This window comes from Celeribacter indicus, from assembly GCF_000819565.1.
Taxonomy (GTDB): Bacteria; Pseudomonadota; Alphaproteobacteria; order Rhodobacterales; family Rhodobacteraceae; genus Celeribacter; species Celeribacter indicus.
This window is the reverse complement of sequence record NZ_CP004393.1, coordinates 951,103-973,431: the sequence shown is the minus strand read 5'-3', so window position 1 is coordinate 973,431 and position 22,329 is coordinate 951,103. Positions and strand designations below refer to the sequence as shown.

25 protein-coding genes and 1 other annotated feature are annotated in these 22,329 nt (G+C 62.6%); of the genes, 7 read left to right on the top strand and 18 right to left on the bottom strand.

Annotated elements, in window-relative coordinates; genetic code table 11:
• Positions 1–100: 100 nt before the first annotated feature.
• From P73_RS04950 to P73_RS04920, 7 genes are all read right to left on the bottom strand, one after another.
• Positions 101–382 (bottom strand): helix-turn-helix transcriptional regulator, encoded by a 282-nt coding sequence (locus P73_RS04950; RefSeq protein ID WP_043868718.1) that lies wholly within the window; start codon positions 380–382, stop codon positions 101–103.
• Between the two features lie 141 nt (positions 383–523).
• Positions 524–1,087: a DUF2285 domain-containing protein gene (locus P73_RS04945; RefSeq protein WP_082033121.1), complete on the bottom strand. Its 564-nt coding sequence runs from the start codon at positions 1,085–1,087 to the stop codon at positions 524–526.
• Complete coding sequence (locus tag P73_RS26395) at positions 996–1,223, bottom strand: transcriptional regulator domain-containing protein (protein ID WP_420836131.1); 228 nt, start codon at positions 1,221–1,223, stop codon at positions 996–998. Before P73_RS26395 ends, P73_RS04945 begins: the two co-directional genes overlap by 92 nt.
• Before the next feature lie 177 nt (positions 1,224–1,400).
• A complete protein-coding gene (locus P73_RS04940) occupies positions 1,401–1,682 on the bottom strand; it encodes a DNA -binding domain-containing protein (protein WP_043871392.1) in 282 nt (93 codons plus the stop codon).
• A 98-nt stretch (positions 1,683–1,780) separates the two neighbouring features.
• Positions 1,781–2,029: a helix-turn-helix domain-containing protein gene (locus P73_RS04935; protein WP_043868717.1), complete on the bottom strand. Its 249-nt coding sequence runs from the start codon at positions 2,027–2,029 to the stop codon at positions 1,781–1,783.
• 304 nt (positions 2,030–2,333) lie between these two features.
• Positions 2,334–2,735: a single-stranded DNA-binding protein gene (locus P73_RS04930; protein ID WP_043868716.1), complete on the bottom strand. Its 402-nt coding sequence runs from the start codon at positions 2,733–2,735 to the stop codon at positions 2,334–2,336.
• 689 nt (positions 2,736–3,424) lie between these two features.
• Positions 3,425–3,841: a hypothetical protein gene (locus P73_RS04920; RefSeq protein ID WP_043868714.1), complete on the bottom strand. Its 417-nt coding sequence runs from the start codon at positions 3,839–3,841 to the stop codon at positions 3,425–3,427.
• Positions 3,842–4,119: 278 nt separating this feature from the next.
• Between P73_RS04920 and P73_RS04915 the strand changes: the two genes are divergently transcribed.
• Together P73_RS04915 and P73_RS04910 are read left to right on the top strand one after the other, a co-directional pair.
• Positions 4,120–4,863, top strand: coding sequence for a sulfite exporter TauE/SafE family protein (locus P73_RS04915; protein WP_043868713.1), 744 nt, complete (start codon positions 4,120–4,122; stop codon positions 4,861–4,863).
• 221 nt (positions 4,864–5,084) lie between these two features.
• Entirely contained in the window at positions 5,085–5,792 is a 708-nt protein-coding gene (locus P73_RS04910) for a DNA helicase (protein ID WP_043868712.1), read from the top strand.
• A gap of 105 nt (positions 5,793–5,897) precedes the next feature.
• Here the strand turns inward: P73_RS04910 and P73_RS04905 are convergent, their stop codons facing one another.
• From P73_RS04905 to P73_RS04895, 3 genes are all read right to left on the bottom strand, one after another.
• Positions 5,898–6,833, bottom strand: coding sequence for a DUF2493 domain-containing protein (locus tag P73_RS04905; protein ID WP_043868711.1), 936 nt, complete (start codon positions 6,831–6,833; stop codon positions 5,898–5,900).
• 336 nt (positions 6,834–7,169) lie between these two features.
• The gene (locus P73_RS04900; RefSeq protein WP_043868710.1) at positions 7,170–8,213 is read right to left on the bottom strand and encodes a DUF7146 domain-containing protein; all 1,044 of its coding nucleotides are present in this window, start codon (positions 8,211–8,213) and stop codon (positions 7,170–7,172) included.
• Positions 8,213–12,520 carry a strawberry notch family protein gene (locus P73_RS04895; protein WP_043868709.1) on the bottom strand — a complete coding sequence of 1,436 codons (4,308 nt, stop codon included), beginning with the start codon at positions 12,518–12,520 and terminating at the stop codon, positions 8,213–8,215. The genes P73_RS04900 and P73_RS04895 overlap by 1 nt, the downstream gene beginning before the upstream one ends.
• A 359-nt stretch (positions 12,521–12,879) precedes the next feature.
• Here P73_RS04895 and P73_RS04890 point away from each other — a divergent pair, with 359 nt between their 5' ends.
• The gene (locus tag P73_RS04890; protein WP_144401204.1) at positions 12,880–13,290 is read left to right on the top strand and encodes a hypothetical protein; all 411 of its coding nucleotides are present in this window, start codon (positions 12,880–12,882) and stop codon (positions 13,288–13,290) included.
• 47 nt (positions 13,291–13,337) lie between these two features.
• On the opposite strand, the gene ihfB is transcribed toward P73_RS04890, so the two are convergent.
• The 7 genes from ihfB to P73_RS04860 all read right to left on the bottom strand — a co-directional run bounded on the left by ihfB (position 13,338) and on the right by P73_RS04860 (position 18,882).
• The gene (ihfB, locus tag P73_RS04885) at positions 13,338–13,619 is read right to left on the bottom strand and encodes an integration host factor subunit beta (protein ID WP_043868707.1); all 282 of its coding nucleotides are present in this window, start codon (positions 13,617–13,619) and stop codon (positions 13,338–13,340) included.
• A gap of 262 nt (positions 13,620–13,881) precedes the next feature.
• Positions 13,882–14,526 (bottom strand): hypothetical protein, encoded by a 645-nt coding sequence (locus P73_RS04880; protein ID WP_043868706.1) that lies wholly within the window; start codon positions 14,524–14,526, stop codon positions 13,882–13,884.
• The gene (locus tag P73_RS04875) at positions 14,519–14,935 is read right to left on the bottom strand and encodes a hypothetical protein (protein ID WP_043868705.1); all 417 of its coding nucleotides are present in this window, start codon (positions 14,933–14,935) and stop codon (positions 14,519–14,521) included. The genes P73_RS04880 and P73_RS04875 overlap by 8 nt, the downstream gene beginning before the upstream one ends.
• Before the next feature lie 65 nt (positions 14,936–15,000).
• Positions 15,001–15,549, bottom strand: a complete 549-nt coding sequence (locus tag P73_RS04870; RefSeq protein WP_043868704.1) for a hypothetical protein — start codon at positions 15,547–15,549, stop codon at positions 15,001–15,003.
• A gap of 201 nt (positions 15,550–15,750) precedes the next feature.
• Positions 15,751–15,915, bottom strand: coding sequence for a hypothetical protein (locus P73_RS26160; protein WP_169747677.1), 165 nt, complete (start codon positions 15,913–15,915; stop codon positions 15,751–15,753).
• Between the two features lie 421 nt (positions 15,916–16,336).
• Positions 16,337–16,642 carry a hypothetical protein gene (locus tag P73_RS04865; RefSeq protein WP_043868703.1) on the bottom strand — a complete coding sequence of 102 codons (306 nt, stop codon included), beginning with the start codon at positions 16,640–16,642 and terminating at the stop codon, positions 16,337–16,339.
• A 92-nt stretch (positions 16,643–16,734) separates the two neighbouring features.
• On the bottom strand, positions 16,735–18,882 hold the full coding sequence (locus P73_RS04860; RefSeq protein WP_043868702.1) for a ParB/RepB/Spo0J family partition protein: 2,148 nt from the start codon (positions 18,880–18,882) through the stop codon (positions 16,735–16,737).
• A 240-nt stretch (positions 18,883–19,122) separates the two neighbouring features.
• On the opposite strand from P73_RS04860, the gene P73_RS04855 reads away from it, so the two are divergent.
• From P73_RS04855 to P73_RS04840, 4 genes are all read left to right on the top strand, one after another.
• On the top strand, positions 19,123–19,572 hold the full coding sequence (locus P73_RS04855; protein ID WP_043868701.1) for a universal stress protein: 450 nt from the start codon (positions 19,123–19,125) through the stop codon (positions 19,570–19,572).
• A gap of 70 nt (positions 19,573–19,642) precedes the next feature.
• Positions 19,643–19,918: a hypothetical protein gene (locus P73_RS04850; RefSeq protein ID WP_043868700.1), complete on the top strand. Its 276-nt coding sequence runs from the start codon at positions 19,643–19,645 to the stop codon at positions 19,916–19,918.
• A 130-nt stretch (positions 19,919–20,048) separates the two neighbouring features.
• Positions 20,049–20,567, top strand: a complete 519-nt coding sequence (locus tag P73_RS04845; protein ID WP_043868699.1) for a hypothetical protein — start codon at positions 20,049–20,051, stop codon at positions 20,565–20,567.
• 85 nt (positions 20,568–20,652) lie between these two features.
• Positions 20,653–20,931 carry an HU family DNA-binding protein gene (locus P73_RS04840; RefSeq protein ID WP_043868698.1) on the top strand — a complete coding sequence of 93 codons (279 nt, stop codon included), beginning with the start codon at positions 20,653–20,655 and terminating at the stop codon, positions 20,929–20,931.
• A gap of 144 nt (positions 20,932–21,075) precedes the next feature.
• Here the strand turns inward: P73_RS04840 and P73_RS04835 are convergent.
• Positions 21,076–22,298, bottom strand: a protein-coding gene (locus P73_RS04835; RefSeq protein WP_420836116.1) for an IS3 family transposase whose coding sequence is annotated in 2 segments (ribosomal slippage) — positions 21,076–22,010 and positions 22,010–22,298 — 1,224 coding nt in all. Because the reading frame shifts where the segments join, the coding sequence is not laid out codon by codon here.
• Positions 21,901–22,017 (bottom strand) — a sequence feature (AL1L pseudoknot). Its footprint overlaps the gene before it by 117 nt.
• Positions 22,299–22,329: the final 31 nt, after the last annotated feature.

The window sequence follows — 22,329 nt, the reverse complement described above, 5'->3', positions numbered from 1 at the left end:
ATCTCTGGGTGCGAAGTCACCGGGCAGCGCCCTGAAGAGGTCGAGCTGCCCGCGCTCGGAACGGGACCCGCGTCGCGCTGCCATGGGAAACTGCAGTGGCTCAGCGCGCGTAGCTTCGGACCCGGTGCCCGGACAGCTGCGGATGGCGCTTGGCGGGCAGTACCGAGCCGCGCGGATCCGAGGTGGAGGTCACTGCCCCGCGTTCGGTCCAGGCCTCCAGATCGTCGATGGCATAGACGACGCGTCCACCGAGCTTGCGATAGGCCGGGCCCGTCCCATAGGTGCGGTGCTTCTCCAGGGTCCGGGCCGAAAGGCTCAGGAACTTGGCGGCATCCTTTGTGCGCAGAAAGCGCGGCGGCAAATGGACAGGGTCTTGGGGCATGGATCGGGCCTCCGTGGTGTTGAAGCCGGTCGCTGCGGATCAGCGGCGGGCAACGACCACGGTGGCGAAAAGGAAGCGGTGATGTGCAGGGCGAAGTTGGGGGGGATCGAAATCGCCCACCGCCCAAGGCTGGAAACTGCGCTAGTTTGGGCGACGATGACGCAGCAGCTTTCGATATCCGCCTGCGATCATGGATCGGGCATCACGCAGCAACGCCTTGACGCTGTGGCGGGCCGAGGCGGCTTGCCATTCATCCCGGTCCAACGGACCGGAATTCAGGATCACCTGTGCGATTTCCTGTTGGGTGGCACCTGCGCGGGAACCATCAAAGGCGCGCAGCATGCGCCGCAACCTTGCGCGCTGCTGCCGTGTCATTCGCGTGTCAGGAGGAATCGCGCGCCCATGCAGGGCAGCGAGAAGCCGCTCCACTGCCTCGATCCGGTCAAAACCGTCGAGGCTGAGGGGAATGATCGCAACGGCAACCCTGTCGACACTGGTGGAGCAGTCAAGAACCTGGAGGGCCTGTCCGTTGCCGAGTGCGAAACGGAACGCAACATCGATACTGTCTCGTGCGAGGTCCCCTCGCCCGATCAGCGGCGCACTTCCGAGATTGTCACCGAACTCCGCCGCGGTGTCGGCAAGCACGACGACACTGGTATCCACCTGCGGAAGCCAGAGAACCGGCGCTTCTGGAGGCGGCAGCATAGGATCGACCGGGAAATCGCAACCCCCACCGCTGCCGGATCTGTTCGGTCAGCGGGTCGAGGTCTCCTCGCGCAGAGGCGGCGGCTTCAAAATCGGCGTCATAGTCATCATTCCGGCGCAACCACTCCCATGCCATGTCGGATGCCGTCAGAGCATCCAGATGGTCGTAGTGTTCCGAAGAACGCCAGGTTGAGGCGTCTGGGATCATCGCAACCTCCCGAGTGTTTTACTGGGAATTTGGGATGTTCAGGATTCCCGGGAAGGTTGCACTGGGGAAGTCCGCTTCAGGTTGACAGGTGATGCGTGGCGCGCATCACGATAAAGTCTTACGCTGGCTCTCGGCGACCAACTGACGATAGCCCTCTTCCGTCATCCATCGTGCGCGCGCCAGATGGGAAGCATGGACGGAGCGGCAATGCGCAGGGTCACGTTCCGGATCAAGTCCGAACAGGATCTGCACGGCTTCGCGCCAGTCAGCACCATCCCGCTCTGCATCAAGCAGGCGCATATAGAGCTTCATGTGGTCCCGGTCGTAGGCCGTGAGCCTGTCACTGGCCGGCGGTTCGTCCAGGAACTCCTGCAGGGCCTTTCCCATCACGTTCTCATCACCGCTGGTCACGCATTTGTTAACCATCTCTGTCGAGAGATAGCCATTCCTTTTGACGAGAGCCGGTCGCCACCGAGACGGTAACGCTACGATCTTGTGCTGCGGCTTTCGTGAAGCAACAACACGCCCTCGCCCTTGTCGGTTGCCAGAAAAACGATCCCCGCCGCCTCAAGGGCCCGGCGCACCTCATCACGCGTGGATTCGAACACCTCGAGCCCGTTTTCGGATTCGAGGCGCTTGAGCGCGGTCAGCGATACTCTGGCCTTGTCAGCGAGCGTCTCCTGCGTCCAACCCAAGAGCGCACGCGCGGCCCGTGATTGGCGAGCGGTGATCATACATGACCACCTCCCATCCGGACCTGCACGCACTCCAGAACTACGACTATAATAGTCGCTTTAGTTCATCACGCCAATCAGAAACCGTCTCGGAAGCATAGCACTTATCGATCCTCGGCTGGGTGCGCAGCGACTGATTCGGTTGGGACGAGTTGAGGCGTTGGCCCGGTATCCACGAGCAGGATCGGTACACCAGGGCCGGTGACGTCCATGATCGGCACCCCTCGCGCTGAGGTGTCGGCGGCGTGCGGCGCGAACACGGGAAAACCCGGCGGCTTACGCCGCCGGGCTCCGGGCGTCCCGTTCAGAACGGGATGTCATCGTCGTCGATGAACTTGCCATCGTCGTTCTCGGTCTGCTTCGCCCGGCTCAGGAAATCGACCGTTTCGGCGATGATCTCGCAGCCGTAGCGGTCAACGCCAGCCGCGTCGGTCCATTTCGTGTAGTGGATGCGGCCGCGCACCAGAAGCTTCATGCCCTTCTCGCAATGCTCCTGGACCGTCTTGCCGAGGCCGTTGAAGCAGGTGATGCGGTGCCATTCGGTGTCCTGGACCCGATAGCCGTTCTCGTCGCGGACCACACGGCCTTCCGCGTAACGGGGGCGGGAGGTGGCCAGGGTGAAGCGGGTGATGCCGGTGCCGCCCTGAGTGGTGATGGTTTCGGGGGCTTGGCCGATGTTGCCGGCGAGGATGACGATGTTCTGCATTGTAAGTCTCCGTTGCTTCTCGGAAGGACCATCCCTCCGACGAGACCCGGCCAAGGCCGTCGGGAGACTCCCGCAACTGCCACTCGTGGCAGCTTGCCCCCAAGGCCCGGAGTGGTGCGGGCAGGCGCGGCACGCGCCAACTCGGTCCGGAGCCGCCGGGGTTGCTGGTGGAAACCGAACGGACTTAGGGGATCAGTCAGGCGGAGGGAATGGTGCATCAGAGAGCATCGACGGAGACGCAGAGCAGAACAGACATCCCATGCAGGTATCGGCATCGCCCCCTGAAACTGCACAAGAGAGGACAGGTCAATCAACCCGCTTCCCGGCCACCCCTGTCGCTCTCGCCGGAAGGTCTTGTGGTTCGGGACGAGGACACCGGGGCTATCGGAGTGGGTACAGAGCCGCCCCGCTTTACCTGCGCAGGCCGAGGCGCGGGCCAGCAGCGTTGCATGAAGGTGCCATGAAGATGGCGCGGCCTTCGTGACGAAACAGGATAGACCGATTGGCTGATATCGACCGCTGGCTGCATGGGTGTCATGCCGACGACGGTTCCCCATGACGGGCAATGACCACCGGGAATAGAGAACGTCAGGCCCACGGCGACTCATGTAGCCCGTTCCTATGGAAAACGCGGAGCCCGTCGGCGTAAGCCGCTGGTTTTCCTGGCAGCGCCGGCCCCGGCCAAAGCCTCAGCGCGAGAACACGGACTCGCCAAGAGCATTCAGGTTCACAATCGCAGAGACGCCGATGATGAGGCCCGCGACGCCGCCGAGCAGATTGAGGGCAAGGCCTGAATCTACTGCGTTCTTCGTGATACCATAGACCAGCGCATAGCCTGCAATGGTGGCGGGCACAGCGAAGAGAGCAAGGGCGAACAATCGCAACACCGGGTTCTTCGCGAACCCGAGAGCGAGGATCACGAATGCAACCGACAGCACGGCGGTGGCGATGGCAGCGAGGCCGGATATCAGGATACCCGCCCCTGCGCCCCAGGCAAGTTGTGCGGCAGAGATGCCCGCCATCACCGGCAAGGCATAGACTGCGAGATTATAGGCGATCACACAGGCCGCTATGGTCAGCGCAAACGCGAGCAAGATCAGGGTCATGGAAGCCTCCAGCGAACGATTGTGGAATTTACGTCAGGCAATCGGGAGCTAGGCTCAGCCTGGAGCAATTCTGTTTCGCCGGTTCTGCAGATGGATAACATCGTGAAAGCGGATCGGCGTCAAGCGCTCGCAGCGTGGACGCATATCCAGAGACAACATGGATTATGGTCGGCTCAGCGTGGTGCCCACGGGATCGGTAGTTTGAGCCCTTTTGTTGCCCTTGGTCATGACGACGCGTTGCGGCATAGCTTTGGCTGCCACAACTTTCCGGTGTCACCTTGAACAGCGAAACACTTCTGCTCTCGATTGCCTTTCTGATCACCGCATTGGTCTATGCAGCGGTCGGGCAAGCCGGGGCTTCGGGCTACATCGCAATCATGGGATTGGCTGGCTTCGGCCCACTCGCCATGAAAACCACCGCACTATCCCTCAACCTTCTGGTGGCAGCTATCGGCACTGCCATGTTCCTGAGGGCCGGGAGGTTGTCATGGCGAAACGTCTGGCCCTTTGCCATTCTGGGCTTTCCATTTTCGATGCTGGGTGGCGCCCTTCACTTGCCCGAGCGCATCTATTTCCCGCTCGTCGGCGTGGTTCTGATCCTCTCGGCGCTTCAGATGGCCCGCACAGCGGTCTGGGGTAAAAGCACAGGAGATGAGGCAGCGGTCACGCCTCCCTTCATGGCTGCCCTCGCAACCGGGGCTGTTATCGGGTTCATCTCAGGGACGACGGGGACCGGCGGTGGAGTGTTCCTTGCGCCAATCATCCTGACGATGAACTGGGGCACCGCGCGGCAGACTGCCGCCACCACCGCCGTCTACAATCTCATGAATTCCTTTGCGGCACTGGTCGGGGCCTATGCCGTCTGGGATCACATCCCGTCAATGCTTCCGGCGTGGCTGGTTGCTGTCGCGGTCGGCGGCACCATCGGTGCCTATATCGGTAGCCGCCATCTCTCGGACCGCTGGTTGCGTGGGATACTGGCGCTCCTGCTGCTCTTGTCCGGCGTCAAGCTCGTCTGGTGACCGATAGATTTATCCGCTCCTCGACATGCCGATCCCTTAGCCGCCGGTCGCCTTGCGTGCCTTGCGTCGTTGGGTTAGCCTCCTTGTCAGGCTTGACCCGCGCCTCCTCCCTCCAGATGGGGAAGTATCGTACATGCAGGGTGACTGAGATCATCGAACCATCTGTTCGAGCGTTCGCATAAGGAGGGGTTGCGTTTTCGGCTCGGAATGGAGGTTCCGTGATGCGGCTATCCGCACCCATCTATCAGTTGAAACGCCGCGCCAAGCTGTTGGCGCGAGACGAGAATATTCCGTTGCATCAGGCACAGGCCCGTATTGCTGCAGAGGAAGGATTCACGGCATGGAGCCTGCTGGCCGCGCGTGTAACTGCAGATGCCGATGTCAGCGCATTACTTCCCCAGCTTGTGGATGGCGACATGCTCCTGATCGCCGCGCGGCCAGGACACGGCAAGACGCGTCTCGGCCTACGGCTTCTGCTTGATGCAGCCCTTGATGGGCGTCGAAGTGCATTGTTTTCGCTTGAATACACGGAGCGAGAGGCGATGGAGCGCTTCCGCGCGCTTGCCGACCCTCTGCCCGATACCATTCCGGAAATCATTACCACGGACGATATCTGCGCCGACTACATCATCCAGCATCTGCGGGGCGCACCGAGCGGCTCTGTAGCCTTGATAGATTATCTGCAAATTCTCGATCAAAGGAGAACAAAGCCTCCGCTTTCGGACCAGATGAAAGCGCTACAGGCATTCACCCGGAGCACTGGGGTCATTCTGGCCGTGATTGCGCAGATTGATCGCTCTTATGCGTCAGAAGCTGCATCGGTGCCGGGTTTCACCGACCTTCGCCTTCCCAACCCCATCCCTGCGAACATCTTCTCGAAAGCCTGCTTCTTGAACGCAGGAGAAGTTCGCTTGCAAGGCATGAATTGACGTTGCCCGCCAGCGGCAGACCCCTGCCACCGGCGGAGTGCGACCGGCAGCTTCGTCCCGCATAGCTACGTACGCCGAGGGAACTACCTCGCCCTTCGGCGGCGCTTACGCGCCGCCGTCGAACTTCATGACAGGGATGCCGAGTTTGCGGGCCTTGTCTGCAAGATTCTCCTGAATGCCCGTGCCTGGGAAGACCATGACACCGATGGGCAGGGTGTCTAGCATGGCATCGTTGCGCTTGAAGGGCGCGGCCTTGGCGTGTTTCGTCCAGTCGGGCTTGAAGGCGACCTGTGGCACCTTGCGGCTGTCTGCCCAACGGGCGGCGATCAGCTCGGCACCCTTCGGCGAGCCGCCGTGCAGCAGTACCATGTCCGCGTGCTTTGCATGGACCTGATCGAGCTTCGCCCAGATCAAGCGATGGTCGTTGAAGTCCGCGCCGCCCGTGACGGCGACCCTGGGACCGGCGGGCAGCAGCACCTCGGTCTCGGCCCGGCGTTTCGCGGCAAGGAAGTCGCGGCTGTCGATCATCGCCGAGGTGAGGTTGCGATGGTTGACCATCGAGCCGCTGCGGGGCCGCCAGGCGCTGCCGGTGTGGTGCTCGAACGCCTCTGCGGCGAGATCACGGAAGAGTTCCATGCTGGCGCGCCGTTCGATCAGGGTCTGCCCCTCTGCGGTGAGGCGCTCGAGTTCGACGCTCTTGACCTCGCTGCCGTCCTGTTCGCGCTGCATGCGCCGCTGCGCCTGCTCGTTGTCATCGAGATCACGTTCGACCCGGGTATTGGCGCGGTGGAAGAGATTGACGGTTCCCCAGAGCAGCTCTCCGAGATCGGGCTCGAGGCGGGTGTCAGCGAGCGTCGCCACCAGAGCGTCGAAGATGTCGCTGACAGCGGCGGCAACGGTATTGCCCTCGGGCAGCGGACGGGGATCAGGTTCATCCTGGAAGGGACGCCAGCCGTAGAGTTGGAGTTCGGTGAGGGCGTGATCGGTCTGGGAGGAAGTGTGGACCGGCTCATCGCCTACGGTGTCGGTTGTCTTCATCATCGGGAGCGTCCTTCGTCTGGTGACCGCGCCCATCGCGGCCTTCGCAGGCGTCGAAGCGCACGGGCGGGACGGGTTGGCAGCCCTCGCCCGCTCCGCGAGGGCCTTGATGGCAAAGGCCGACTATTTTGTCTTTCGCGATGCAAAGGCGGGGCTCGTCCCCGCCGGCGGAAAATAGTCGGCCGCCGCCATTGCCTGCCCGGCCCGCTTGTGCGCCGATCGCCCTCTCAAGAAGGCCGTGGGTGCAGGACTCTCCGACGCAGGATGCAGCTGCCGATGGCGAGCGAAGGTGACCGGCAAGGGGATGAAGCCTGGCCAAGCCTCCGGGATCGCGCCCCCTCACCCCACCAGAAAGCGGCGCAGGTCGTCGGGATGAAGCTGATCCTTCAGCGCCGCCCTGAGGGCATCGAGGCCATGCAACCGCAGATCATCGTTGAAATCGCCCTCGAGTGGCGTAAGCGATACCACCTCGATCCCGTGATCGGCTGCTCTGGCAACCAGGCTGTCTCGTGCGCCATCCCCGGCGGGGTCGCGATCCCGGATGACATAGAGCCGACGCAGCGCAGGCGGGAACAGGATTGCCGCGAGATGCGCGGCAGAGAGCGCCGCCAACATCGGCATTTCTGGCAGAACCTGACGGGGCGACAACACGGTCTCGATCCCCTCGCCCGCGGCGAGCACCTCACCGGCAGTGCCGAAGCGGACCCCGTGGCCGAGAAGGTCGCCCATCGCCCGTCGCGGGGCCTCGACTGTCGCCTTGCCGGAACCGTCCGGAGCGAGCCAGGTGCGATGCGCGCCGGTCTGGAGGCCGTTGAGATCGGTGACGGCTGCTATCAACGCCGGCCTGATTTCCCGGGGCGCATGCTCATCAGGCCGATAATAGCACCTGGGATGGTAACGCAGCGCGGCCGCCCCTACGAGAGAAGTGATCCCGCGCCCACGCAGGTAAGTCTCCGCGAGGGTGCCTTGGATCGGTCGGGACATGGCGAACAGGCGACGCGACGCGTCAGGCGAGCCAGGCTGCCTGCTGGATATGCTGCCAGCCGAGGATCTGGCCTTCTCCGGTTCAGGATGCGGAAGGGCGAGGAACCGGCGTGCCTCCTCAGCCACATCCCTGAACTCGACAAGGCCGAGCGCCTCCCGGATGACGTCGAGCAGATCGCCATGCGATCCATCCGCCATGTCGGTCCATTTTCCTGCGGCACCCTTGCCGGTTTCCGGGCCGGTGAGGCGAACAAACATTGAGCGTCCAGGCGTGTTCTGCACATCGCCGACCAGCCAGTATCGTCCGGCGCGGTGACCGGACGACAGGTAGTGGCGGCAGACCGCCTCAGCCTCACGGCCAAGGCGGATCGCCAGTTCCGATGCGTTGAGATGCGCCACTACGCGGCCTCCCGCTCACCGATGCGCGTGACCGGGAAGCGCTCCAACAGCTTTTCGAGGGTCTCGGCGCCATTCGCGCCCACCGGCACGAAGAAGCGCAGTTTCCACGAGATGATCTCGCTGAAGAGACCATAAGCCCGGAGCCGGTCGCGCATTGCATCGGTGAAGCCCGTCAGCTCGATGCGGTTGGTACCCATGACCCGGGCACGGCGCAGTTGCATCCCCTCGGTGAGGTCGAGGATCGTGCGGCCTTCGATCAGTGCGGCATAGGCGGCATCCGGTGTCAGGCTGCTGGTGACGCCGCTGGTCGAAGCATTGGCGGCCCAGGCCGGCGATACGCGGCGACCGATGATGCGTTCGCCCTCGTCAGTCTGGAGCCGATAAACACGGGAAGAGTCCTGCGGCAGGCGTTTCCAGATCGGCAGCAGGAGTCCAGTCACCATATGCAGGGTGCTGTCGGTGAACTCGGGCACCTCTGTCAGTTCTGCCGTCCAGGCTGCGGTGAAGGCGGTATGGTCGGCCTCAATCCAATGGGTCTCGCCCATCGCCCGCACGGGAATGCTCATCGCCTCCATGGGCCGGATCAGCCGCACGCGTCGTTCAATCTCCCCGTCATCGAGCATAACGCTGGTGTTCGGGATCTGGACGGCAGCGCGTCCTGAACGCTCGTTTATGAGCAATCTTGCGCATGGATCATCCAGTTCCGCCAGGGCGGCATCGAGCGTGACCGGCTGATTGCGCTTGCGCTCGGTCAGCGTCAGCAGCCGGGTTTCCGCGCCGGTGCCCGGGTGGGTATGGATCACCTGACGGTCGGTGACGATGAAGCTTTCGGCCTTCAGCGTTTCCAGCCCCATATCATAGGTGCCCGATGCAATCGCGCCGTCGATCCGCGCCTGCAGTAGCTGCTCGAAGGCCGAGAACAGGATACCCTGCAATTCGATGGTCAGCGCTAGCAGGCGGTTGAGGAAAGTGGTGATCGGCGGCAGGTCGTCCTTCACACCGTTGCTGTCCATCAACTTCAGCCCGGTGGCGGATTCAAACCGCTCCAGCGAGCAACCCTCGACCTTGCCCCGCACGATCAACAGATAGAGCTGGCGCAGCGCATCGCGAGCATAGGCGGATTCCAGATTGTCCTCGGGACGGAAAAGCCCTTGTCCGCCGGTCTGGCGCTGACCGCGCGTGATAGCGCCCAGCGTATCGAGGCGACGGGCGATTGTGCTGAGGAAGCGCTTTTCGGCTTTGACATCCGTGGCAATGGGCCGGAACAACGGCGGCTGCGCCTGATTGGTCCGGTTGGTGCGGCCCAGCCCCTGAATGGCGGCATCGGCCTTCCAGCCCGGCTCCAGCAGGTAATGGACGCGCAGCCTCTGGTTTTTCGCCGAAAGTTCAGCGTGATAGCTGCGCCCCGTGCCGCCAGCATCCGAGAAGACCAGGATGCGCTTCTGGTCATCCATGAAGGCCGACGTCTCGGCAAGGTTGGCAGAAGGCGCACGGTTCTCGACCGCAAGACGTGCCGATGCCCCTTCGCCCTTGCGCACGATCCGGCGCGAACGCCCGGTGACCTCGGCCACCATATCCGTGCCGAAACGCTGGACGATCTGGTCGAGCGCCCCCGGCACAGGTGGCAGCGAACCAAGCTGCTCCAGCAGCTCATCGCGGCGGGCGACAGCTTCGCGGCATTCAACCGGCTGACCATCGCGGAAAACGGGACGGGATGACAGGTTTCCCTCGCCATCGGAGAAGGGCTCATAGAGCTGCACCGGGAAGGAATGCTGCAAATACGAGCCTACGTACTCCCTCGGCGTAACATCGACGGAAATATCGTTCCATTCCTCGGTCGGGATCTCAGAAAGCCGCCGTTCCATCAGGGCTTCGCCGGTCGAGACGATCTGGATGACGGCAGCATGACCCGCTTCCAGATCGGCATCGATGGACCGGATCAGGGTCGGGGTTTTCATGGAGGTCAGCAGATGGCCAAAGAAGCGCTGCTTGGTGCTCTCGAAAGCCGAACGTGCCGCCGACTTCGCCTGCCGGTTCAGCGTCCCTTCGCTGCCGGTGATGTTGGCGGCTTCCATCGCCGCGTCGAGATTGTTGTGAATAACGGCGAAAGCCCCCGCATAGGCATCGTAAATCCGGCGCTGCTCGTCGGTGAGCTGATGCTCGACCAGTTCGTATGCGACACCATCATAGGAGAGTGAGCGGGCGGTATAGAGGCCGAGGGATCGCAGATCACGGGCCAGCACTTCCATGGCTGCCACGCCACCGGCCTCGATTGCCTCGACGAATTCGGCTCGGGTCGCAAAGGGGAAGTCTTCGCCGCCCCAGAGGCCGAGACGCTGCGCATAGGCGAGATTGTGGACGGTAGTGGCCCCGGTTGCCGAGACATAGACCACGCGCGCATCGGGCAGCGCGTGCTGAAGGCGCAATCCCGCCCTGCCCTGCTGCGAGGCGGCGACATCGCCGCGCTCGCCCTTGCTGCCACCGGCATTCTGCATGGAATGGCTTTCGTCGAAAATGATGACCCCATCGAAGTCGGACCCCAACCATTCAACGATCTGCCGGACACGCGAAACCCTTTCTCCGCGGTCGTCGGAGCGTAGCGTAGCATAGGTTAGAAACAGGACGCCTTCGCTCAGGGTGATCGGCTTGCCTTGCGGGAACCGTGACAGCGGCGTGACCAGCAGGCGTTCCATGCCGAGCGCCGACCAGTCGCGCTGCGCATCTTCCAGAAGCTTGTCGGATTTGGAGATCCAGATCGCCTTGCGACGACCGCGCAGCCAGTTGTCGAGAATGATGGCCGCCGACTGGCGGCCCTTGCCTGCGCCGGTTCCATCGCCGAGCATGAAGCCGCGGCGGAAGCGGATCGATCCTGCAGCACCCTCAGGCGCAGCGCTGACATTGTCGAAATGCTCGTCCACGGTCCAGGAGCCTACGAGATGCTCGGCATGGGCTTCGCCTGCATAGATCACCGTCTCAAGCTGGGCGTCCGACAGGCGCTGGCAGATGTCAGGGGGCAGCATGGGGCGGTAGGACGGTTTGGGCGGAGCGACCGAGGCCATGGCGGCGGATTGCACCAGCTTGGTCGGATGCGGCTGTGCGCCGGGAATACGCAGTGATTGCAGCGCATATTCCTCATAAATCGCATCGGACAGGCGAGCACCTTCCGGTGGCGTCCAGTCCACGGTCTCATAGGCAAGTTCGACGCCCTCGGGATCGTTGGCGGGAGTAGCGGCTGAGCGGGCGAGATAGCCTCGCACGGTCTTAGGCGCTGCGGTTGAACCTAGCACCACGATCTTCGGCAGTGATACCGGCATACGCTGCGGAACATGCGCCTCGATCCATCCGATCAGCGTGGCAACATCAGGCGCAATCCCCGGAGAGGCCGGAAAACTCGCCGGATCGTCGGCGGGCAGTTTGTCGATCACGGTCAGCCGCGTGTTGATCGTGGTGCCGTGCCTTGCATAGACCGCGCCATCTACGGCCGCGCTGAACACCACGCGGCCACGGGCCTGCATACGGATGAACGCGTCCCGCCATGCCGGCGCCTCGGGGCCAAAGCCAGCGCCGGTAATCGTCACCAACCGGCCACCGGGGGCAAGACGGGCCAGTGCCGAGGCGACATGGCGATAGGCTGCATCGGAGGCGCGGCCGCTGACATTGGCCATGACGGAAAATGGCGGATTCATCAGCACCACGGACGGGACTGCATCCGGGGCGAGATGATCGTCGATCTGGGCGGCGTCGAACCGAGTGACAGCAAAGGTCGGAAAGAGCGAGGACAGAAGATCTGCGCGGATCTCGGCCAGTTCATTGAGGATCAGCGAACCGCCGATGGTCTGCGCCAGGATCGCCAGAAGGCCGGTGCCTGCAGATGGTTCCAGAACCCGGTCATCAGGCGTGATCGCTGCGGCCGTCAGAGCGGCAAGGCCGAGCGGGATCGGTGTCGAGAATTGCTGGAAGTTCTGGCTCTCGTCGGAGCGGCGCGTTTGCGTGGGCAACAGCGCCGCGATCTTTGCCAGCACGGAAATCCGTGCAGCCGGAGGCGCGGCTTTACGGAAAATCGCCTGTCCGTATTTGCGCAGGAAGAGAACGGTAGCGACCTCGCAGGCCTCATAGGCCAGCTTCCAGTCCCAGGCGCCGGTGGCATCGGACGCACCGAATGCCGTCTCCATCGCACTGCGCAAGGTGGCAGCATCGACGCGTTCACCTCGTTCGAGATGGGGGAGCAGAAGACTGGCCGCAGCCAGGATCGCGGGCGCAGCCGCCAGCGGCGTGTCCGGATTGGCCACGGGAAATACCATGTTCATGTCGGGAACCTCAGGAGAGCGGAAAGGACAAGGCCGGACGGCGCTCTCTCTCGACCACCCGGACTTAACCCCTTCCGGCCCCCCTCGAACTCTTCGGACCAGGCGAGGATGGTGAAGTCCCGCAACGGGGTTCCCGCCGCCATTGCTTGCTTCAGCTCTCTGCCCCAGGTCACCCGCAGCCGCCCCCTGCGTCAGGGATCTTTGCCCGAATGGGGGAAGACTGCGAGCAGGCTTCCGTCCGCAAGGACCCGAGCCCGGTCCCGGCAAGGCCGGGAGACGCCCCGCTTCTGTTCAGGATCGCGACGATTTCGACAATGATGCGACCCGACATACGATTGGCCCCGGCCAAAGCGAATGTCATGCTGCGCACGGTAACAGAGGATCTATGCCAACCATGTCCCAGGAAGCCCCATGACCTCACCTCAAACCTGGTGAACAGCCCTGACCCATTCCACCTGACCATGGCACGCCATCAGGCGCTTGCCATTCTGTCCCTGCTCAGCGGTGAAGCGCGAGGTGTCTGCAATGACAGGATCTTGCTCGACTGGCTGCGTGACTGGGGAATGGGGGCCGAGCGCGAAAAACTACATGCGCTTCTGGAAAATCTGGAACGCGATGGCGCGCTGATCCTTGCCAGGCATGCCGATGTCATCGTGATCAGGCTGACTGAGCGGGGAGATGATCTGACAAAGGGCTATGCACGATCCGAACACGTATTGCGCCCCTTGCCGGGCGGCCCCTATGAGAGCCTCAGAAAAGAGCCAACCTGACCAAGCGGGCGAGCTTCCCGGTTCGAACCCTCTGAACGCATCGTGGCTCAGCGACCGTTGAGGCGATCGCGGATCTGCTTGCCCGCCGTGAAGAACGGGACAGTCTTGTTTCGAACCGGAACAGTTACCCCATTACGCGGGTTGCGCCCGAGCCGGGCTTCCCGCTTCCGGACAGAAAACACCCCGAAGCCACGCAGTTCCACCCGATTGCCATGCGCCATGGCATCAATGATCGTCTCGAAGATACAGCCAACCAGCCGCTCGGACTGTTGTGCCGTCAAATGCGGGTTCTCGCTGGCAATAAGCCTGATCAACTCTGAACGGATCATGGTCGATTTCCTTTGATGAGCATCACGCAACCGACGCTCAGCACACATCATCGCAAAAGTCGGACGGACATTATTCACGCGGATCAAATGATTACAATAGCTTGACCGGCACCGGGACAGCGGGTGTCATGTTCAGGTCGTTGTTCCGCCACCGACGATCCTGCCCCGCAACAGATCGAACGCAAGGCTGAGAAGAGGGCGATGACCATCAGGATAGGCCCCACCGCCCGGTTGGGATCTCAGGTGCAGGCCGTGTTTCACTCTATCCGAACCGGCGGCCGACCTCGGTGAAGGTGTATTCGTTTGCGGCGATGGTTTCGTCCACCACCTCATCCGACGACAGATAGTCGTGTTCGCGCTCCAACTGCCGATAGAGCCAGCGCGCCAGATCGCGCATCGCCTCGACAATGATCTCCTCGGCATCCCCGGTCATGTCCTGCCAGGTCGGGCTGTCGCGGGTGACAGAAATCGCCATGCAATACTCATGATAATAACGGCCCCGGTGGCTGATATCAGCTTGTAACTGGTAGAAATTGCGCCGCTGGATCGCCTGAAGGGCATCGGCGATGCGATGCAGTTCGGTGTCTTTCGGCGCATATTCCCTGATCCGCTGTGGGGCGCGTTTCCGGTGGGACAGAAACGCCTCGAAGCAGGCTCCATCCCCCTGGCCGCAGAACCCTCGAAACCAGATGCAGGGATCATGACGGATACCACCGCCCATGAGCCTGACAGGCCGGGTCTTCAGGCCGAGGCCGAGGATCTCCGCAATGCGCTGGAAATCTTCATAGACGGAATCATACCAGTCGTAGTCGAACCCACCCTCGCGATACCAGGCTCGTGCCTTCTCTTTCGCTGCCTCTGAGAGTTCGTCCAGCCGATAGACGGTGACCTCGATGACTTCACTCATGGGGATCGCCTCCGGCCAGAACGATCTCCAGCCAGCTACCGCTGTAGATCCAGTCCACGGTCTCGCCAGTCGCGAGATCAAGGACATGCGCGCCGCCCCCACATGCGTTCACCCGGGCCTGAGAACAGGTCGTTGCGTACTGAAAACCCCATAAGCCGGTCAGACCGAAGGCCGCGGCGCAGCGCTTGACGAACTGGATGACATGCTCGGGATCGCCGGTTTCGTCATCACGGATCCAGAGCTGCGTGCCGCCATGCTCAGGCTGGATCGAGAGCAGGAAACCTTCGGAGGGCGGATCATCCGCCGCATTCTCTGCGGACAGCGCGTTATAGAGATCAAGGGCATGGGCGGCATTCTCGGGCGTGCCCACATCCAGCAGGCAGGAAAAATGGGTGAAGTAGTTGGCCATATCAGGCTCCTGAAACGATAAGGCCCGGCGCGTGGCCGGGCTGGACAGGATTAAGCGGGTGATGTTCAGGCCGCTTGTGGCAAGCGGGTCAGGTCGGCGGCTGTCTCACGCCAGATCGGATCGACCAGCCGGGCCTCCAGAATGGCGGCGCGGAAACGCAGCTTGCGGACCGCAGCCGGGTCCACCGAACGAAAGGCCATGCCGCGCAGCTTGCTGGCCTCGGCCACGACCTGTCGAGCCTCTGCATCCGAGGTGACAGGCTGCTGCCAGAGGATGATCCCGGCGCGAATATCCCCGGCGAGAACCAGGCCGCCCTCATGGTCCTGGATCAACAGGATGCGCGGCTGGAAGTGAGGGACTCGGTCGGGCCCAATGCGGATGTCTCCGCGTGCTACGCGCGACGATGCAAAACACATGGCGTCCTCTGGTGACCGACGTTCCCCGAGCGGGATCAGGCGGTCAAAGCTGGCGGCATCCTCACCAGCATCATCGCTGGCGATGCCAATGCAGGAGATGCGCAGCGGTAGCTTCCGGGCACAAACAAGCGCGGGCAGCACAGTGGTCGCTACGATCTGGCCAACCTGGCGGAAGGTATCAGGACGGGCAAAAGTCATCGGGATCACTCCGTGACGGGCGCCGGCGAGCCTCTCTCTCCGGCCTTCAACCCGTCACGGCCGAACAGCCCGCACTCTGCCTCTCTGACCGGGGACATCCCCGGTTCCGCAGCCCGCGATGGCCGACCATCGCGAGGCACTGAAGGCCCGGTCGCGGGATCGCCGCGCCCGGGCCGTCGAGGGGTGAGGCGCTTTCGCGCCTTACTCCCAGGGATCCAGCTCCAGGCGTACCATGTCGTCATCGCCGTCGAATTCGGCGGCGGGGCAAGCGGCATGGGTGCCGTCCCCGGCCTGGAACACGACGATCGAGACCATCAGCGTGGTGGCGAGGCTGGCGGCGAAGGCGGTGGCATCTGCGTAGGACATGGGTTCCGGCTCCTGTCTTTGGAGGCGAGGGACCATCCCCCGCGCGACAGGCGCCCGAAGTGTCTGACCGGATCTGCAATCACCCTCGGGCGTTCGGGCTTTTCCCGAATCCCCGAGGGCGGCACGCAAAGCGTCAAGCCGACCCTTTACGGGTTGATTTCTAAGAGACGGATCAGACCAAGGTTAGCGAATGGAAGCGGGGGTGGTGCTTTGTATCTGACAGGAGCCGGTGACCCGTCGCAGACGCCCCGCCGCGCCAGCCTTGAAACCATGGTGATATCGGCAGTGTTCTTTCTGGCCGGGGACGGCACCCATGCCGCCTGCCCTCATGGGAAGGGCGAAGAACATGGTGCGTTGGCGCGGATCCCGTCCGGTGCCAAAGCGCCACTCCCCACAACCGGGTTGGGAAAGCAGCCGGACTTCAGTCCCAGAGCCCCTCGACGATCTCGCGGGCGATAATGGCGCGGGCCTTCATCATCAGATCATCGCCGGATGTGTCGATATGACCATAAAAGCGGGCGCGACCACCATATGCGCTCCAGGCCGCATAGCGGCAGTATTCGCGCACATCGAGGCGAAACACCCGCATATCCTCGGCCCAATGCGGCTTCGGCTCGACAACGACGGTGATACCGTCGCGGGTTTCTTCCCAGGGCAGCGTTCGCTCCGAAGGTGCGTTTTCGCGATCTTCGAGGAAGATCTGGTCAATGTCGATGGTGGCAGACATGGCGTCTCTCCAAAGAAAATGCCCGGTCACGAGGACCGGGCAAGGTGTGGAAACGATCTGACCGGGGCGACCGCAGCCACCCCGGCAGGGGATCATTCGGCAGCGATGACCTGCTGAGGCTCATCGTCTTCTGCCGCCTCATCCTCACCATCATCCGCAGTGAGGAAATCAGGCAGATCCGCCGCACCACTGTCGTCAGCGGCTGCCAGACCACCCTCGGTTCCGTCATCCACCAGGCGCAACGGTTCGGGCAGCCAGCCGGTATCTGCCAGCAGGCGTTCGGCTTCTTTTGCCATATCCCCCTTCTTGAGATGCCCGATCAGCTCTGCCGCCCGCTCGCCAGCGCCTTCACGCACGGCCTCGAGGATGCGGGGCTTGGTTACCCGGCCGAGATAGTTGCCGGCCGTCGGCCGCCAACCCACCGCGACCATGTCGAGACCAGTCACCCGCGCCAGCCGGTCGGCCTGTGCCAGCCGGATGTCCAACCCGTGCTGGCTGACGCCCATACCGCTATAAGGATTGGGCTTCTCGTAAAGCGCGTTGACGCCGAAGCTGACGCAATGGGCCAGCAGATCCATTCGCGATCCATCATCCAGCCCCGTGATCCAGTCCCAGAGTGCGCCATCATCGGCCGGAACATGATCGCCCCAGCGTTCATGCCGGTCCTGGATCGACTGTGCCGAGGCACTGTCACGCAGATCCTCGGCCTGAGCGGGCATATGCACGTCGCGGATCTGAGCCTCGAGGCAGCCCTTGGCGGAATGCGGCATGAAGCAATCACTGACCAGCCGGTGCAAGAGCGCCGTCATGGCGATGCGCGGATTGTCCGCCACCGCGTCCCGCAGCGCCAGCGTCCGATGCGCCGTCAGTTCGGAAACCAGCCGGTCAGGCAGCGGCTTGATCGTCTCTCCCTCGTCTTCCTCTTCTTCAGGGGAGGTCGTAACCGCACCGCCCAGGGTGATGACCGCGCGTTGGTGGCTGACATCGGGCTCCGCCCGGTGCAGCACCTCGCCTGTCTCGGGATCAACGATCTCGGCTTCCGGCTCCAGTGGCGCTTCATCCTCGGCCCGGACATAGCCGCGTTCGATCAACAGTGTGCCATCGACATCGACACTGACGAAGACCCCGGCCCGCGCCATCTGCACCGGTTCATAGATCATCGGGCGCATCTCGAAAGCGCCAAGGATCTTCTCGATCTCGCCAAGACGGGCATCGACCTCGTCGGGATATTCCTCGGCCTCGGCATGTTCGGCCTCGAGCCGGTCGAATTCGTCCCGCAGCGTCTCGCGGGTCGCGCGCTCCTCCTCGGTCAGATCGACCGTGGTGCCGGTGATCTGCCGCATGCCGTAAGTGTGGCTGTAGGGAAAGCTGACCGCGACCTCGATCCATTTCCAGCCCTCGGCGGCGATGGTCTCCGCCTCCATCTTCAGCTTCTCGTTCACCAGACGGTCGAGCAGCACGGGATCCTGCAGCCAGCCGCCATCATCCTGCTGGAAGAGATCGCGCAGCACATAGCCACCCGCGGCCTCATAGGTCTCGATGCCGACAAAGCTGACCCGCTTGTCCGAGGCTCGGACGGTCGTCTCGGTCAGCATGCGACGGATATTGTAGGGCTCCTTCGACCAGCTGTCCTTCACCGCGTCCCATACCTGAACCTGGCGCTCATGATCGGAGGAGATGGTGAAGGCCATCAGCTGCTCCAGCGTCATGCCATCCTCGGCATAGATCTCGAGCAGCGCCGGTGCGACCGAGACGAGGCGCAGACGTTGTTTCACCACCTTGGCATCGACGAAGAAGGCGGCGGCGATTGCCTCTTCGGTCATGCCCTTCTCGCGCATCGCCTGAAACGCGCGGAACTGGTCGACAGGGTGCAGCGGTGCACGCTCGATATTCTCAGCGAGCGACACCTCGTCGATCAGCACCTCGTCGGAAGCGTCCGACACGATGCAGGGCACCGGTGCGGTCTTAGCGAGGCGCTTCTGTTTCACCAGTAGTTCCAGCGCCCGGAAGCGACGACCACCGGCGGGCACCTCGAACAGGCCGGTCTCGGCACCGTCCTGGCCCAGAACAGGGCGGACATGCAGGGACTGGATCAGACCGCGCCGCGCAATGGATTCTGCCAACTCGTCGACCGAGACCCCGGCCTTGACGCGCCGGACGTTGGACTGGCTCAACACCAGCTTGTTGAAGGGGATGTCGCGCGAGGACGACAGCGTGATCTTCTGAACGGCAGTGGCCATGTCAGATACTCCAGGACGGGCGCCGGAAGGACTCTCTCTCCGGCTACCAACCCGTCATGGAAAGCCCCTCCCCTCTCTCCCTCTCCTGCCCGGCGATGACGCGCGGGCCTGAAAGTGGAGGTACAGATTCCTCCTGCCGCATTGATATGTCGAGATTTCCTTGGCCCCCGGCCACGGCTGTGCGACAAGAAGACGATCCCGCCCTACGCCAGATCTGCCGTCAATTGATAAGGAATGGTCATGTATCATCACATCCTGATCTCCACCGATGGATCGGAAACCGCCACCAAGGGCCTCGACCATGGTCTGACGCTCGCGAAGGCGCTTGGCGCAAAGGTCACCATCGTCACCGTGACCGAGCCGTTTCCGGTCTATGCCGCAGCTGCCGGCGGTGCATGGGTCGCGCCCGTCGACATGGGCGGCGGTTATGAGGAAAGCCAGAAGGAACTGGCCGATGGCATCCTGAAGGCCGCGAAAGAGGCCGCCGACAAGATCGGCGTATCGGCCGAGGTTCTGCATGTCCCGAACGGGTTTCCGGCAGAAGCGATTGTCGAGACCGCAAAGACCCGCGATTGCAGCCTGATCTGCATGTCTTCGCATGGTCGGCGAGGTCTCGGCCGTTTGCTGCTCGGCAGCCAGACCGCCGAAGTTCTGGCCCACAGCCCGGTGCCGGTCCTGGTGGTCCGCTGAGGTACGACAGACGTGACGATCCTGCGAACCGGTCGGGTTTCCGGAGTGCGCCTGCTCTGGGAGCACTCCGGTGTCCGATGACCTTCCCTCATCATGGGTCGATCTTCTGCGCCGCGCCGAAGATCAACCCGATGGGGTTCTGTCCCTGATTGACGCGGACGGCGACCCGAGCATCGAGCAGATAGCTGAGCGTCTGACCGACCGCGGCTTCTTCAAGGTGGTCAGCGCGAGGCGCTATCAGCTGACAGAGGCTGGTCGTGCAGTTCTCGCCGGTTTACCGGGGCTGAAGCGGCGCAAAGCGGCAAGTGAGAGTGGGTGGCTGAGCCGCCTGTTTCGGCGGCGGTAGTCGCCTATCGTCAGCAGCGGCGACCGCCCATGGGCGACATGTCGCCCAGCCTCAATCGCAGATCCTTGCGAGCAGATCACGCCGCCCCTACTTGCTGGTCGGGCGACGATGCCAGCGACAACAAGAACATATGGGCATGCTGACAATGCGCTATCTGCTTGCATTCTATTCCGAGACCACCAGCCAATGGCGGTGCCTCGATACAGCCCTGCTGCCTGTGCCGGTGCCAGGTCCCGAGGATATTCCCGGGGTGCTTCACGCATTCCCGGCGATCACTCTGCAGTGGATGTTGGAGCGCCGGGAGCTTGGTCCTTTTGAATCCACCGGCGGCGAGACAATCACAGACGCCGTTCTTGTCTACAGGTTGGAAGCCGATGGCTCCCCGATTGGTGCTGGGACCGACTATCTCGGTGCCTGGCTGGAAATGTTTATGCAAAGCCACCAGCCAATGGGCACGATCAGGCTTCTGGCTACCAGTCAGAGGGCGCAGATCGAGAGTTTCGATGCACTTCGGGGACTGGTCGCCGCGCCGCTGCAAGCACGTGACGAAGCCTGTCAGCAGACCATGGACCTGATGAGAGATTATGCGGCCGTTCCGATAGAGGAGGTCGCACCCGATCCCGAAATCCAACCGCAAGAATCTGTGTGAGGTGCCATCGGCCCCCGGAATTTGACGGTTCCGGTTCGCGGCCAAAGCTGCAATGGTCGTCACAATCCAACAGGAGCAAGCCCAGATGACCACAATCAATGACATTGCCGGCAAGATCGCCGAAGAGAACGGCCTGACGAAGGCTCAGGCGAAAGCCGCCGTCGAGGCTGTCTTCAAAGCCGTGACAGACGCGGCCATCGCCGGCGAGGAAACCTCAATCCCGGGCTTCGGCAAGTTCAAGGTGAAAGAGACCGCCGAACGCGAAGGCCGCAATCCCGCTACCGGCGCAACCGTTACCATCGCGGCCTCGAAGAAGCTGGCCTTCATCCCGGCAAAGGCCGTGAAGGATGCGCTGAAGACCTGAGGCCCCGTCGAGCGGGCTGCCTTCGACCTGTATGAAAGCAGTGTTCATGCGGGTCTGGAGGCAACCTCCTCAGCCCTGTTCCTTGAGCCACTTCCGGATGCGTCCTGAACCGCTCCGGGTTTGCCGGAGGCTGTTTGGTTTAAGTTATGCGGCTATGGTCTTAGTTACCAGAGCTGCGTAGAAGTTTGCCTCTGCTTCCGCTGGTGGGATGTTCCCGATGGGCTCGAGGAGGCGGCGATTGTTGAACCAGTCGACCCATTCCAGAGTGGCGTATTCCACGGCGTCCAGACTGCGCCACGGGCCACGGCGGTGGATGACCTCCGCCTTGAAGAGACCATTGATTGTCTCGGCCAAAGCGTTGTCATAGCTGTCACCGACGCTGCCGACCGAGGGTTCGATTCCTGCCTCGGCCAAGCGTTCGGTGTATTTTATCGCCAGGTATTGCGATCCGCGGTCTGAGTGATGGATCAGTCCCACACCAGGCTGCCGCTGATGAACAGCCTGTTCCAAAGCGTCGAGAACGAAGCCTGTGTGAGCCGTGCGGCTGACGCGCCACCCAACGATCCGGCGCGCGAACGTGTCGATCACGAATGCCACATAAACGAACCCTTGCCAGGTGGCGACATAGGTGAAATCGCTGACCCAGAGCATGTTCGGTGCCGGCACCCGGAATTGCCGGTTTACCTTGTCCATCGGGCACGGCTGCTTCTTGTCAGGGATCGTCGTTTTATGCGGCTTGCCCCGGATGACGCCCTGCAGGCCCAAATCCTTCATCAACCGGGCTATCGTGCATCGGGCCACATCAAATCCTTCCCGCCGCATCTGGCGCCAGACTTTGCGCACGCCATAGACCTTGTAATTCTCATCGAACACGCGCTCGATCTCGGGGCGAAGCTCGTCGTCGCGCTTGAACCGATCCGAGCGCAGATCAGGGTCGGCCCGTTTGGCCAGATGATCGTAGTATGTGGACGGGGCAATCGGCAGGTGCTTGCAGATCGGCTCGACCCCGAGCTCTCCACGATAATCGTCGATAAAGGCGATCATGACTTCGGTCGGCGGTCGAGCTCCGCCATCGCAAAATACGCCGACGCCTTCCGCAGGATCTCATTCGCCTGCTTGAGTTCGCGGTTCTCGCGCTCCAGCGCCTTCATCTTCTCGGCCATCTCGGTACTGACCCCAGCACGGTCGCCACGATCAATCTCTGCCTTTTTGACCCAGTCATTCAGCGTGTTCGTCGAACAGCCTATCTTCGCCGAGATCGATACGATCGCTTGCCAGCGGCTCTCATGCTGACCGGCGTTGTCCAAAACCATACGAACCGCTCGCTCGCGCACTTCAGGGGAATATTTGTTCGTTGTCTTGCTCATGATGCTCCATCCTACTCAAGAGTTGGAGCCT